Origin of the sequence: Kitasatospora sp. NPDC007106 (assembly GCF_040634455.1) — a bacterium.
Taxonomy (GTDB): domain Bacteria; phylum Actinomycetota; class Actinomycetes; order Streptomycetales; family Streptomycetaceae; genus Kitasatospora; species Kitasatospora arboriphila.
The window spans coordinates 1-13,277 of record NZ_JBEYFP010000119.1; the positions used below are offsets into that span (position 1 = coordinate 1).

Below are 13,277 nucleotides of genomic sequence, written 5' to 3' on the forward strand. Positions count from 1 at the left end.
CGGTCACCCCGACCGGGCGGGCCCTCGGCCGCGTTCGGCCCTCGCCGCGTTCAGCCCTTCAGCGGGAGTCCTTCAGCGACGGGAAGTCCGACTCCCAGTACTCGTTCGGGTTCCGCCGCTCGCCGTGCTGCTGCTCGTGCTGCCGCAGCTCCACCCGGCGGATCTTGCCGGAGATCGTCTTCGGCAGGGCGGCGAACTCCAGCCGCCTGATCCGCTTGTAGGCGCTCAGCCGCTCGCGGGTGAAGCGCAGGATGTCGCAGGCCAGGTCGGCGCTCGGCTCCCGGCCCTGCACCAGGACGACGAACGCCTTGGGCACCGCGAGCCGCACCGGGTCCGGCGAGGGCACCACCGCGGCCTCCGCGACGGCCGGGTGCTCGATCAGCACGCTCTCCAGCTCGAACGGCGAGATCCGGTAGTCGCTCGCCTTGAACACGTCGTCGGCGCGGCCGACGTAGGTGACGTAGCCGTCCGCGTCCTGCGAGGCGACGTCGCCGGTGCGGTAGTGGCCGTCGCGCATCGCCTCGGCGGTCTTCTCCTCGTCGCCCGCGTAGCCGCGCATCAGCCCGGCCGGGCGGCGGGCCAGGTCGAGGCTGAGCTCGCCCTCCTCCGCGCGGTTGCCCTCGGCGTCCAGCAGGGCGACGTGGTAGCCGGGCAGCGGGCGGCCCATCGAACCCGGCTTCACCGGCTGGCCGGGGCTGTTGCCGATCTGCGCGGTGGTCTCGGTCTGCCCGAAGCCGTCCCGGACGGTCAGCCCCCAGGCCTTGCGCACCTGCTCGACGACCTCCGGGTTGAGCGGCTCGCCCGCGGCCACCAGCTCCCGCAGGGACAGCCGACGTGACGTCAGGTCGGCCTGGATCAGCATCCGCCACACCGTCGGCGGCGCGCACAGCGTGGTGACGCCGCAGCGCTCCAGCACCTCCAGCAGCCGGTCCGCGTCGAAGCGGGCGTGGTTGAGCACCAGCACGGTCGCCTCGGCGTTCCACGGCGCGAAGAGGTTGCTCCACGCGTGCTTGGCCCAGCCCGGCGAGGAGATGTTGAGGTGGACGTCCCCCGGCTGCAGCCCGATCCAGTACATCGTCGACAGGTGCCCGACCGGGTACGAGGTGTGGGTGTGCTCGACCAGCTTCGGCCGGGAGGTGGTGCCCGAGGTGAAGTAGAGCAACAGCGGATCGTCCGCCGGGGTCCGCCCGTCCGCCTCGAAGGTGTCGGCGGCGCCGTCCGCGTCGGCGTACCGGTGCCAGCCCTCGGGCTCGCCGCCCACCGCGATCCGCAGGTCGGCACCGGGCAGGCCGGCGAAGCGGTCCGCGACCTCGGCGGCGGCGACCACGGCGCGCACCCGGCCGCGCTCCAGCCGGTCGCGCAGGTCGTCGGCGCTGAGCAGCAGGGTGGCCGGGATGACCACCACGCCGAGCTTCATCGCCCCGAGCATGGTCTCCCACAGCTCCGGCACGTTGCCCAGCATGACGAGCATCCGGTCGCCGCGCCGCAGGCCGAGCGCCCGCAGGTGGTTGGCCACCCGGTCGGAGCGGTGCGCCATCTCGCGGAAGGTACGGGTGTGTTCGGTGCCGTCGTCGTCGATCACCCAGAGCGCCCGCCGGTCGTTGCCCTCGGCGATCCGGTCGAACCAGTCGAGCGCCCAGTTGAAGGCCGTCGGCTGCGGCCAGCGGAACTCCCGGCGGGCGGCGTCGTAATCGGTGCGGTGGCGCAGCAGGACGTCGCGGGCCGCGCGGAACTCGTCGACCGGACCCATGGCCTGTCTCCTCGGTGCTGATCGGAACCGTCTCTCCGCTCATCCTGCCGCCGGGGCACCGGCCCCGCCGGAAGTTCGCGAACGTGTCCGGACTCCCGCGCACCTCCGGCACCCCCACCGCCGCCCCCACTACCGCCGCCGCCACGCCCGGAGTCGACGAACTTCCAGGTGATCCCGTCGAGGACGCCGAGGCCGAGGTCGGCGAGCCGCTGGAAGGCGGGCCGGCTGAGGTCGAGCTGTTCGGCCAGGCAGCCGGGGCACTGGTCGCGGACCGGGACGGTGATGGTCCGCCCCCGGTAGTCGACCTGCACCGAGACGCCCGCGCAGAGCGGGTCGGCGTTCGGGTCGGCGGCCGTCCACCAGGCGGCGGGAACGGCGGCGAGGTCCTCGGTCGCGGCGTCGACCGCCGTTCCGCAGGCGCCGGTGCCGGCGTCCTCGTACCAGGTCGCCCGGCCCGTCCGGGCCTGGCCGATCGGGAGGCCGCCCGCGGTGGCTCCGACACCCAGGACGGGGAAGACCGCCGCGCTGACGACGACGGCGGTCCACCGCCTCCCACCGCTCCGACCGGACGAGTTGACGCCCACTCAGATGCCGGCGGCCGCGGCCGACCCGCTCGCCACGTCGCCCTCGACCAGCACCTGGAGGACCTTGGCGGCAGCGGCGCGGTAGACCTCGTCGGCGAGTTGGGCGGAGGCTCCGCCGGCCTGGAAGTACCAGAAGGTGAGGACGGCCGGGCCGATCTGCTCCACGGCCAGGTAACCGTTGAGCAGCACCCCGTCGACGACGCCGTCCATCCGCACCGCCGTGGTCGCCAGCCCGCCGAAGCGTATCGGGGTGAGGGTGAAGGTGACGGAGGTCGAGTCGCCGGTGAAGGTGAGCGCCTCGCAGGTGCGCAACGCCTCGGCGACCTTGGCGTGGTCGTCCGCCAGCGCGCCCTGCTCCTCGGTGAGCAGCGACTCGCCGAGGTACGGGCTGGACTCGGCGGTGGTGAACTCGGTCTGCTCGCGGACGGCGCCGGGCCGCGGCTCTCCCTGCCCGTTGAGGATCTCCGTGAGCAGCGGGCAGCCGCTGGTGCCCTGGTCCTCGGCACCGTCGGCCGGGAGGGTCTCGGCGAAGGCCGGGCCGAGGTCCTCGGTGGTGAGCAGCGCGCTGCGGAGGTCCTCGGAGGTCGGCAGCGGCGCGGGGGCCGTGGGGCTGCCGGAGGAGGCGGGTGCCGGGGCGGAGGCCGGGGCGGGATCGCCGCCGGACCCGCTGCAGGCGGCCGTGCCCGCGAGGGTCAGGGCGAGCAGCGGGGCGGCCAGCAGCCGCGTCCGTACGGGCCGGCCCGTGGGCCTGCTGTGGGACCGGTACTGCCGGGCGGTCGCCCGCGAGGCATGCATCAGCGGCACCTTCCGAAGGTCGCACCCCTGCCCACGATGGTCGCACCGGTGCCCGGGGGCTGCCCTTCGGCCGCCCCGTCCGGGCGCCCTGCGGGGCACGCTCGCCCCGCCGCCGCACGGCCTCCGGAAACTTCCGCGGCGGTCGCCCGATCGGCCCTGGGCCACCGCACCGGGGCTGCCCCGGTCACGACCGGCCGGTGCGCAGCCCGGTGCCCGGCTGCTCACCCGGGACGCGGTCGGCGCCGGGCCGGACGTGTCCCGGTGGCACGCACCGTCCACCGTCCTCCACGGTGCGGCGGGGCGCACCTGCCGACCTCCGGGGTGTCCGCCCTTCGGGAGCGGGCATTCCGCCGCCGACCCCGCCCGGCTGTGCGGAGCGACGGTGACGGGGACGGCGGCGGGGACGGTCGGGGCGGGCCCGCGTGCATGACGGTCAGCCACATGCGCCACTCCGTCAGGTGAGGGATCGTCACCGAACCGCCCACCCGAGTGGCGGGCCCCCTGGGGCGGTCCTAGCTTCGGGGGGACGGAGGCTCCCTGCGCTCCCCCACGCCCCCGTGCCCTCCGCCCCCGCGCCCGGCGCGCCACCTCCACATGACCCCACACCCCTTGTCCCCCACGGCACCCTGCGGCCCCACGACCCCCACCGCGCGAACCCCGCACCCCCGCACTCCACAGCCCCGCACCCCCGCACCGGGCGCGCCGATCCCGGCGCCCGCCCGACCCTTGTACCCCCGAAAGCAGGCCCCAGTTCCATGTCCATGCGACGGACCCACTACCTCGCCGGCGGCCTCGCCGCCCTGGTCGCGAGCCTGGGGGCGGTCCCGCCCGCCCAGGCCGCGTCCTCGATGCGCACCGTCTTCCCCGGCGAGTCCATCCAGAAGGCGGTCGACGCGGCCGCCCCGGGCAGCACCGTCCAGCTGATGCCCGGCACGTACCACGAGAGCGTGCTGATCACCCGTTCGGACATCACCCTGCGCGGGGTCGGTCCGTCGACCGTCCTCGTCCCGGACCCTGCGCAGACCGGGAACGCCTGCGCCACGGCGGGCCACGGCATCTGCGTGGCCGGCACGGACGACCAGAAGGTGAACAACGTCCGGATCGGCTCGCTGACCGTCTCCGGCTACCGGATGAACGGCATCGACGCCTCCAACACCGACCACCTGCGGATCATGGACGTCGGTGCCTTCCACAACGGCAACCAGGGCATCAGCCAGGAGAAGTCGATCCGGGCCACGCTGACCGGCAACGAGGCCGCCGACAACGTGCAGGCGGGCATCTTCCTCGCCAACTCGGTGGCCCACGAGGGCGGTGCCATCGACACCCAGGGCACCGTGATCCGCGGCAACCGGCTGTCCGGCAACCGGATCGGCGTGGTCGTCCGGCGCGCCCGGACGCTGGCGGTGGACGCCAACGACATCAGCGGCAACTGCGGCGGCGTCTTCGTGGTCGGCGACGAGGGCTCGCCCAAGCCGGGCGCGATCAGCGTCAACCGCAACTACGTCCACGAGAACAACAAGTACTGCCCGCCGAACCCGCGGCTGGCCTTCATCCAGGGCACCGGCATCCTCTTCACCGGTGCCGAGGACTCCGTGGTGTCCGGCAACCAGATCGAGGGCAACCGCGGCGACTCGCCGATGTCCGGCGGCGTGGTGCTCTTCCCGAGCGTGACCGGCACGCCCAACAACCGGATCACCGTCACCGGGAACGTACTGGCCGACAACGGCCCCGCGGACCTGGCCGACCGCGACAAGGGCACCGGCAACACCTTCACCCGCAACACCTGCGGCGTCTCCGAGCCGGCCGGCCGCTGCTGAGCCCTCGCCCGAGCAACCCGCCGCACCGACCGCAGACCCTCCTCCCCGGGCCGCCCGGCCCCCGTACGAAAGGCGGTTCCATGTCCGCCAGCACCCAGTCCCCGTCCCCGCCCGCGGTGATGCGCCTGCGCGAGCTCGTCTTCGGCGCCGCCTGCGCCGCGGCGATCCGCGCCGCGGCGCAGCTCGGTGTCGCCGACGCGCTCGGCGAGAGCCCGACGGCCGTCCGCGACCTGGCCGCCGAGCTGAAGGTGGAGCCCAAGCCGCTGCGCCGGCTGATGCGGGCGCTCGCCAGCTACGGGATCTTCACGGAGACGGACGACGACCGCTTCGCGCACACCGACATGTCCCGGATGCTGCGCGAGGACGCCCCCAACAGCCTGCGCTACATCTCGCTGTGGTGCACCGAGCCCTGGACGTGGCAGGCCTGGCCCCGGCTGGACGAGGCCGTCCGCACCGGCCGCAACATCTTCCCCGAGATGTTCGGCAAGGAGTTCTTCCAGTACCTGCACGATGACGCGGGCGAGTCCGCGAAGGTCTTCGACAAGGCGATGAGCAGCTCCAGCCGGCAGTCCGCCGCCGACCTGGTGGCCTTCCTGGACAACCTGGAGGGCGTCTCGACGGTGGTGGACATCGGCGGCGGCCAGGGCCTCGCGCTGGCCGGGCTGCTGGAGAAGCACCCGCACCTGCACGGCACGCTGCTCGACCTGCCGCAAGTGGTCGCGGACGCCGATCCGCGGCTGCGGCCGGGCGGCGTGCTGGCCGACCGGGCCCGCCTGGTGCCGGGCGACTGCCGGGTGGACATCCCGGTGCAGGCCGATCTCTACCTGATCAAGAACATCCTGGAGTGGGACGACGAGTCCACCCGCCGCACGCTGGCGAACGTGGTGGGTGCGGCCCGCCCGGGCGCCCGGGTGGTGGTGGTCGAGAACCTGGTCGACGACAGCCCCTCGATGCGCTTCACCACCGCGATGGACCTGCTGCTGCTGCTCAACGTCGGTGGTGCCAAGCACACCCGGGAGAGCATGCTGGGCCTGATGTCCGAGGCCGGCCTTCGGGTCGACGAGGTCCGCCCGGTCAACCCGTACCTGCACGCCTTCGAGAGCGTCGTCGGGGGCTGACGCGCTCCGCTCCTCCCCCAAGGCCCGCCGGCACCCCGCCGGCGGGCCTCGGCGTGCGCCCGCCACCGGTCCCTGCACCGGGACCGGGCATCGGGCACCGGCAGGCCGGCACCGGGCGGCGGACGCGGCAACGCCAGGGCGCCGGCCCGATGGTGATCGGTCGGCGCCCTGGCGTTCGCGGTGGATCAGCCCGAGGGCCGCTCCCACCGGTAGAACTCGCGCGCCATCGCGTCCTTCGGCTCCCGCCAGGTGGCCGGGTCGTACGCCTGGACGTGCGCGGTGAGCCGGTCGCTGACGAGCTGGAACTCGGGGTGCTTCACGTGCTGGGCGACGGAGGGCCCGGGCGGCCGGTCCGCCTCGATGAGGTGCAGGTAGAGGTCCTCGAACTGGAACAGGCTGCGGCCGGTGACCCCGATCAGGTGCGGCAGTTCACCGCGGTCGGAGTCGGCGAAGATGCCCGCGATGTCGTCGCCGGAGCCGGGCCGCATCCGGGCGACGATGAGCGAGCGGTACGTCCCGCTCACCGCACGCCCGCCCGCAGTTCGACCTTCTCCTTGATGAGTTCCATCTGGATCCGCGAGTTGCGGTTGATGTGGTTGGTCATGCCGTGGTCGTCGACCGGTGCGGTGGGCTTCATCGCGAAGTCCTGGATCCAGCGCATCAGGGTGCCGCCGGGGTGCTCGGTGTACTCCCACCGGATGTTCATGAACTCGAAGGGGCCAGGCTCGACGCGGCGGGCCCGGACGGTCAGCCCCTGCCGGTCGGTCTCCCGCTCGGAGACCCAGCTCCAGACGGCGCCGTTCTCGTCGGGGTGCATGGTCAGCCGGAAGGTCGTCTTCGGGCCCTCGCGGTCGAGCACCTCGACGGTCGCGTACTCGCTGAACAGCTGGGGCCAGCCCTCCAGGTCGTTGGTGACGTCCCAGACGAGGTCGAGGGGGGCGTTGATGAGGATCTCGTTGTCCGTGTGGCCGGGCATGGGGTCAGGCTCCCGTCGTGGCAGAGGCGTTGACGGCGTCGAGGAAGTCCTGCGGGGTCTTGGACATCTCCGCGCCGGGGGTGATGGGGGTGGCGTAGGTGTTCTCCAGCTCGCCGACGATGCCGAGCAGCGCGAGCGAGTCGACGCCGAACTCCTCGAAGGTCGCGCCGGGGCGCTCCAGGTCGAGCGGGTCGACGCCGATGCCGGCCCGGCCCTTGATCAGGGCGGCCAGCTCGTCGTAGGTGAGGACGTGGGTCATCGGGTTCTCCTGTGGGTCGGGGGCATCCGGCAGCCGGTCAGGACGGCCGGCCGGCACGCAGCACCAGGGCGGCGTTGGAGCCCATCAGTCCGCGGCTGAGCACCAGGGCGGTGCGCAGCTGGGCGGTGCGGCCGTAGCCGCAGACCAGGTCGAGGTCGTACGCCGTGCCGGTGACGTTCGGCGTGGGCGGGACGAAGCCCTGTTCCATGGCGAGCACGGCCGCTGCGGCGTCCAGCAGCGGGGCGCCGCAGTAGGCGCGCCCGGTGCCGGCCTTGGGTGCCGTGACGGGCACCCGGGAGGCGTGCTCGCCGAGCACGTCGGCGAGGGCCAGTGCCTCGGCTCGGTCGGCCTCCGGGACGCCGAGGGCGTCGGCGAAGACCACGTCGACCTCGTCGGGGGCGCAGCGGGCCTGCTCCAGGGCGGCGCGGATCGCGTGCGCGAGGCCCTCGCGGGACTCGGCCCAGCGCGACGCCCCGGTGAAGGTGGCGGCGTGTCCGGCGAGTTCGGCCCGGATCCGGGCTCCGCGCCGACGGGCGGCCCGTTCGTCCTCCAGGACGAACATGGCGCCGCCCTCGGCCGGCACGAACCCGCTCGCCTCCGGGCTGAACGGCAGGTAGGCGGTGGCGGGGTCGTCGCCGAGGCTGAGCTCGGGGTAGCCGAGCTGGCAGACCATCGAGTACGGCGCCAGCGGTGCCTCCGCACCGCCGACCACGACCGCGTCCGCGCCCCTGGCTATGGTGCGCGCCGCGTGCGCCAGCGCGTCGAGGCCGCCGGCCTCGTCGCTGGCCACCACGGCGCAGGGCCCCTTGAAGCCGCCGCGGATGGAGATCTGGCCGGTGCTGGCGGCGTAGAACCAGGCGATCGACTGGTACGGGCCGACGAACCGGGGGCCCTGGCCCCACAGGTTCTGCAGCTCGCGCTGGCCGAACTCGCCGCCGCCGGAGCCGGCCGCGGTGACGACGCCGGTGGCGAACGGCGAGTTCTCGTCGGGCCGCAGCCGCGCGTCCTCCAGGGCGAGGTCGGCGGCCGCCATCGCGTAGTGCGTGAACCGGTCGGTCTGGACGAGGTAGCGGCCCTCGACGGCGGCCTCGGCGTCGAAGCCGCCGACCTGTCCGGCGACGCGCAGCGGCATCTGCCCGCAGCCCTCGCGGGTGATCGGGCCGAGCACGCTGGCGCCCTCGCGGGTGGCCTTCCAGAAGTCGTCGGTGCCGACACCGTTGGGTGCGATCACCCCGATGCCGGTCACCACCGTCCGCCGGTCGGGCGGGTCGGACGTCATGTCCGTGCCCCCTCTCTGCTGAGCACGACCGCGGACTGGAAGCCGCCGAAGCCGCTGCCGACCGAGAGCACGTGCCGCAGCGGCAGCTCCCGGGCCGTCTTCGGGACGTAGTCCAGGTCGCACTCCGGGTCCGGGGTCTCGTAGTTGGCGGTGGGCGGGACGACGCCGTGCTTCAACGCCAGGGCGCAGGCGACCAGTTCGATCGCGCCGATGGCGCCGAGCGAGTGCCCGACCATCGACTTGATGGAGCTCATCGGCGTCTCGTACGCGTGGGCGCCGAGCGAGCGCTTGACGGCGGCGGTCTCGTGCCGGTCGTTCTGCTTGGTGCCGGAGCCGTGCGCGTTGACGTAGTCGACGTCGGAGGCGTTCACCCGGGCGTGGTCGAGGGCCCGGTCGACGGCCTCCGACATCTCCCGGCCCTCCTGGGTGAGACCGGTCATGTGGTAGGCGTTGCCGAAGGTGGCGAAGCCGCCGAGTTCGCAGATGATCCGGGCGCCGCGCCGCTTGGCGTGCTCGTACTCCTCCAGCAGCAGCACGGCGCCGCCCTCGCCGAGGACGAAGCCGTCCCGGCTGGCGTCGAACGGCCGGGAGGCGTGCTCCGGGTCGTCGTTGCGCGCCGAGGTCGCCTTGATGGCGTCGAAGCAGGCGACGGTGATCGGGGAGATCGGCGAGTCGGAGGCGCCGGCGATGCAGACGTCGACCCGCCCGTCCTCGACGGCCTGCAGGGCGTAGCCGACGGCGTCCAGCCCGGAGGTGCAGCCGGTGGAGACCGTCTGCACCGGGCCGTGCGCGCCGGTGCGCTCGGCGACCGCGGAGGCGAGCGTGGCGGGGGTGAAGGCCCGCTGCAGGTGCGGCGCGGCGCCGCGGTGGTCGACGTCCCACCGGGCGCCGTTCGCGCTGACGCCGACGTAGTCGTGCTCCAGCCGGGTGGTGCCGCCGACGGCGGTGCCGAGGGAGACGCCGATCCGCCAGGGGTCCTCGGCGCCGAGGTCGAGCCCGGAGTCGCGGACGGCCTCCGCGGCGGCGGCCAGCGCGAACTGGATGTACCGGTCCGAGCGGGCCACCTCCTCGGCGTCCAGGCCTGCCGCGTACGGATCGAAGTCGCACTCGCCGGCGATCCGGGAGCGGAATCCGGCCGGGTCGAAGAAGGTGATCCCGCGGGTCGCGGTGCGGCCGGCGGTGAGGAGGTCCCAGAAGGCGGGGACCCCGACGCCGCCGGGCGCGACGACACCGAGACCGGTGACCACCACCCGCCGTGTCATGAGACCGCCTCGGCCGGTTCCGGCGGCGCCGGGGTCTCCTCGGTGTCGACGTGGCCGAGCTCGGGCCGCGGGGCGAGCGGGCCGAGGTGGAAGACCAGGCGGGCCTCGGTGGAGCCGACGTTGCGGAACCGGTGGCGCACGTTCATCGGGATCAGCAGGCCGTTGTCGGGGCTGAGCCGGAACGGCTCCCCGTCGAGGTCGACCTCCAGTTCGCCCCTGACCACCAGCACGAACTCCTCGGAGTACGGGTGGTAGTGCTCGGCGATCCGGTCGCCGGGCTGCACGATCGCCATTCCCATGAAGCCGCTGGTGGCTCCCACCGTCGTCGGGGTGAGCATGGCGCGCAGGTCGCCGCCGCGTCGGGTGTTCGGCGGCGCGTCGTCGACGTGCACGATGCGTGGGAACTTGGTGGTCATGGTTGCTGCCTCCAGAAGGCTTTGCAGGGATGGGGGCCGGGGGCGGGCTGGCCGCCCCGGTGCGTGGACGCTCAGGCGTCCTGGGAGGAGCGGTCGGTGACGGGCTGCATGGTGCAGTCGGCGAGGAAGCGGCCGATGCCCGCGGAGGTCCGCAGGTCGTGGTGCTCGTCGAGCTCCAGCAGGCGGGCCAGCACGCCGGCGGCGCGCGGTCCGGCGATGCCGAGGGCGGTGGCGGGGTCGGCGTCGGCCGGCCCGGCGAAGTCGATGACGCGGACGACCACGTCGTCGCGGTGGAAGAGGGTGCTCGCGACGAGCGGCGAGCCCTCCTCGACGACCTGACGGTCCTGACGGGCCAACAGGCCGACGACCGAACTGCCGCATCCGGTCTTCACCGGGTAGCGCAGCGCGTACCGGCGGACGGGCGCGGTCGGCGCGTCGGGGGCGGCGACCCGGTGCACCGCGGGCAGTGCGGCGCGCATGAAGAAGGCGCGGGCGGACTCCGGGTTGCCGAGGTCGCGGGCCTCCTCCAGGTAGGGGTTGATGGCCTCCTCGACGGCCCGCACCTCGGGCTGCTGGGCGACGTGCCGCAGCGCCGCGCCGAGGTCGCCGGCCACCTCGACCGCGCGGACGACCCGGTTGCCCTGCATGAAGAGCGAGGTGCGCAGCAGCCGGGTGCGCTCGTCCACCTGGGCCTTGGGCGAGGTGTAGCCGGCGAGGATCCCGGCGACCTTCTTCTCGGTGCCGGGCTTCACCGTGAAGGTGAGGGCGTGTCGGACGATGCCGTCGGAGACCGGCGCCGCGAAGTCGTAGGTGTGGTCGCCGGCGGTCTCCCGCATGATGCTGAACCGCAGCGAGCGGGTGTCGCGGACGCAGCCGTGCAGCGGCTTGACCATCTCGCGGTGGGCCTCGCTGTCGACCCAGGAGAGGAAGGGCTGGGCGCTCTCCCACTCGCTGGTGATCAGCCACTGGGAGGGGTCCTCGATGGACTGGCAGAGCTGGTCGCTCACGTGGCCGGGCACGGCGGCGACCTGGTGGCGCAGCTGCTCATAGGCCGTCAGGAACTTCTCCTGGGCGCCGTCCATGACGTCGCACATGAGGACGACGCGCAGGCGGGGGACGGCGAGGGCGGCAGGGTGGGCGTCGGTCACGGGTTCGGTGAGGGTCGTCATCATCACTCGTCTGCTCGAAGGGACGTGTCGTCGCGCGGCCGTGGTGGAGCGGCGGCCGCTGGCGGCGGGTGTGGGGGTCGGCCTGCGGCCCGCGGGGGCGGGGGTTCGGCCGGTGCGGTCGTGTGCCCGGCCCGGTGCCGCCGACGGCGGCCGGGCATGGTCCGGTCACGAGGACTGAGCTCGATCGTGGCGGTCCGTCACCGATCGTGCGAGGGCAGGAACCCATCCGAGCGAAAAGGCGCGGCCATGGGCGCAACCGGCCGCGCGGGCACGGACGAATGACAGGGACATTGGGTGTCGGGCCCTTCGAACGACTGGAGTCACAGATGAACCCAACCGCCGACGGCCGGCTGCCCGTCCTGATCGTGGGCGGCTCCCTGGTGGGGCTGTCCACCTCGCTGTTCCTGGGAAGGCTGGGGGTGCCGCACCTGCTGGTGGAGAAGCACGCGGCCACCTCGCACCACCCGCGCGGACGCGGCAACAACGTGCGGACGATGGAGCTCTTCCGGGTGGCGGGCGTGGAGTCCGCCGTCAAGGAGGCCGCCTCGGTGCTGGCGGAGAACCACGGCATCCTGCAGGCCGACACCCTCTCGGGCGACGACCAGGAGTGGCTGTTCAAGGAGATCGACCCGGGCGGCGCACTGAAGCGGTTCAGCCCGACCGGCTGGTGCCTGTGCAGCCAGAACGACCTGGAGCCGGTGCTGCTGGAGTACGCCCGCCGGCTGACCGGTGACATCCGCTTCGGGACGCAGCTGGTCTCCTTCGAGCAGGACGCCGACGGAGTGACGGCGCTGATCCGCAACCGGGAGACGGGCGAGGAGGAGACCGTCCGGGCGCAGTACCTGGTGGCCGCCGACGGCCCGCGCAGCCCGATCCGGGAGGCGCTCGGCATCGGCCAGACCGGTCCCGGCGACCTCTTCCACAACGTCAGCATCACCTTCCGGTCGAAGGGGCTCGCCGACGTGGTCGGCGAACGGCGGTTCATCGCCTGCTACCTGACCGACCCTCGGGGCGCAGGCGCGCTGCTGCCGGTCGACAACCGCGAGCACTGGGTCTTCCACGCGCCGTGGCACCCGGAGAACGGCGAGGCGCTGGAGGAGTTCACCGACGCCCGGTGCGCCGCGGCGATCCGCGCGGCCGCCGGGGTGCCGGACCTCGACGTGGAGGTCACCGGCCGGGCGCCCTGGCACGCGGCTCAGCGGGTGGCGGAGCGGTACTCGGTCGGCCGGGTCTTCCTGGCGGGCGACTCGGCGCACGAGATGTCGCCGACGGGTGCGTTCGGCTCCAACACCGGCATCCAGGACGCGCACAACCTGGCGTGGAAGCTCGCGGCGGTGCTCGGCGGCTGGGCCGGACCGCGGCTGCTGCAGTCGTACGGGCGGGAGCGCCGACCGGTCGCGGAGGCGACCGCCGCCCGGGCGACGGCCCGCTCCGCGGAGCACAAGCACCCGGGCTACGACGTGTCACCGGGCACCGGACGGCAGAACAACGTGCTGTCGGTGGTGCTGGGCTACCGGTACCCGCTGGGTGCGGTGGTCGGTGCCGACGCGGACGGCCCGGCGGTGCCGGAGAAGCTCGCGGCGGACGGCTCGCCGGGCGGCCGGGCGCCGCACGTGTGGGTGCGGCGGGCCGGGGTGCGGGTCTCCACGCTGGACCTGTTCGAGACGGTGCCGGTGCTGCTGGCCGGACCGGCGGCGGACGCCTGGCACGAGGCGGGCGAGCTCGCCGCGAAGCGGCTCGGTGTCCCGCTGACGGGCTACCGGGTCGGCACCGAAATGGAGTTGGAGCCCGAGGAGGGCACCGACTGGGCCGGCACGTACGGGGTCGGGGCCGACGGCGCGGTGCTCGTCCG

The 13,277-nt window shown here is 73.8% G+C and carries 12 protein-coding genes and 1 pseudogene; 3 read left to right on the top strand and 10 right to left on the bottom strand.

Annotated elements, in window-relative coordinates; translation table 11 throughout:
• Positions 1 to 58 precede the first annotated feature (58 nt).
• From ABZ641_RS13535 to ABZ641_RS13545, 3 genes and pseudogenes are all read right to left on the bottom strand, one after another.
• Positions 59 to 1,750 carry an AMP-binding protein gene (locus tag ABZ641_RS13535; protein ID WP_359981556.1) on the bottom strand — a complete coding sequence of 564 codons (1,692 nt, stop codon included), beginning with the start codon at positions 1,748 to 1,750 and terminating at the stop codon, positions 59 to 61.
• A 191-nt stretch (positions 1,751 to 1,941) separates the two neighbouring features.
• Positions 1,942 to 2,334, bottom strand: a pseudogene (locus ABZ641_RS13540) (cysteine/serine endopeptidase inhibitor); the annotation flags it as partial.
• A complete protein-coding gene (locus ABZ641_RS13545) occupies positions 2,335 to 3,129 on the bottom strand; it encodes a hypothetical protein (protein ID WP_359981559.1) in 795 nt (264 codons plus the stop codon).
• A 755-nt stretch (positions 3,130 to 3,884) separates the two neighbouring features.
• On the opposite strand from ABZ641_RS13545, the gene ABZ641_RS13550 reads away from it, so the two are divergent.
• Together ABZ641_RS13550 and ABZ641_RS13555 are read left to right on the top strand one after the other, a co-directional pair.
• Positions 3,885 to 4,946: a right-handed parallel beta-helix repeat-containing protein gene (locus ABZ641_RS13550; RefSeq protein WP_344621555.1), complete on the top strand. Its 1,062-nt coding sequence runs from the start codon at positions 3,885 to 3,887 to the stop codon at positions 4,944 to 4,946.
• 80 nt (positions 4,947 to 5,026) lie between these two features.
• Positions 5,027 to 6,064 carry a methyltransferase gene (locus tag ABZ641_RS13555; RefSeq protein ID WP_344621554.1) on the top strand — a complete coding sequence of 346 codons (1,038 nt, stop codon included), beginning with the start codon at positions 5,027 to 5,029 and terminating at the stop codon, positions 6,062 to 6,064.
• A gap of 185 nt (positions 6,065 to 6,249) precedes the next feature.
• Here the strand turns inward: ABZ641_RS13555 and ABZ641_RS13560 are convergent, their stop codons facing one another.
• The 7 genes from ABZ641_RS13560 to ABZ641_RS13590 all read right to left on the bottom strand — a co-directional run bounded on the left by ABZ641_RS13560 (position 6,250) and on the right by ABZ641_RS13590 (position 11,425).
• A complete protein-coding gene (locus ABZ641_RS13560) occupies positions 6,250 to 6,588 on the bottom strand; it encodes a TcmI family type II polyketide cyclase (protein ID WP_344621553.1) in 339 nt (112 codons plus the stop codon).
• Entirely contained in the window at positions 6,585 to 7,040 is a 456-nt protein-coding gene (locus tag ABZ641_RS13565; RefSeq protein WP_344621552.1) for an SRPBCC family protein, read from the bottom strand. Before ABZ641_RS13565 ends, ABZ641_RS13560 begins: the two co-directional genes overlap by 4 nt.
• A 4-nt stretch (positions 7,041 to 7,044) precedes the next feature.
• Positions 7,045 to 7,299: an acyl carrier protein gene (locus ABZ641_RS13570; protein ID WP_030265077.1), complete on the bottom strand. Its 255-nt coding sequence runs from the start codon at positions 7,297 to 7,299 to the stop codon at positions 7,045 to 7,047.
• Positions 7,300 to 7,336: 37 nt separating this feature from the next.
• Positions 7,337 to 8,578, bottom strand: a complete 1,242-nt coding sequence (locus ABZ641_RS13575) for a beta-ketoacyl synthase N-terminal-like domain-containing protein (RefSeq protein WP_344621551.1) — start codon at positions 8,576 to 8,578, stop codon at positions 7,337 to 7,339.
• On the bottom strand, positions 8,575 to 9,840 hold the full coding sequence (locus ABZ641_RS13580) for a beta-ketoacyl-[acyl-carrier-protein] synthase family protein (protein ID WP_344621550.1): 1,266 nt from the start codon (positions 9,838 to 9,840) through the stop codon (positions 8,575 to 8,577). The genes ABZ641_RS13575 and ABZ641_RS13580 overlap by 4 nt, the downstream gene beginning before the upstream one ends.
• Positions 9,837 to 10,256, bottom strand: coding sequence for a cupin domain-containing protein (locus ABZ641_RS13585; RefSeq protein ID WP_344621549.1), 420 nt, complete (start codon positions 10,254 to 10,256; stop codon positions 9,837 to 9,839). The genes ABZ641_RS13580 and ABZ641_RS13585 overlap by 4 nt, the downstream gene beginning before the upstream one ends.
• Before the next feature lie 71 nt (positions 10,257 to 10,327).
• Entirely contained in the window at positions 10,328 to 11,425 is a 1,098-nt protein-coding gene (locus tag ABZ641_RS13590) for a SchA/CurD-like domain-containing protein (RefSeq protein ID WP_344621548.1), read from the bottom strand.
• Between the two features lie 326 nt (positions 11,426 to 11,751).
• On the opposite strand from ABZ641_RS13590, the gene ABZ641_RS13595 reads away from it, so the two are divergent.
• The coding region (locus tag ABZ641_RS13595) for an FAD-dependent monooxygenase (RefSeq protein WP_359981565.1) at positions 11,752 to 13,277 on the top strand (1,526 nt) is incomplete at its 3' end.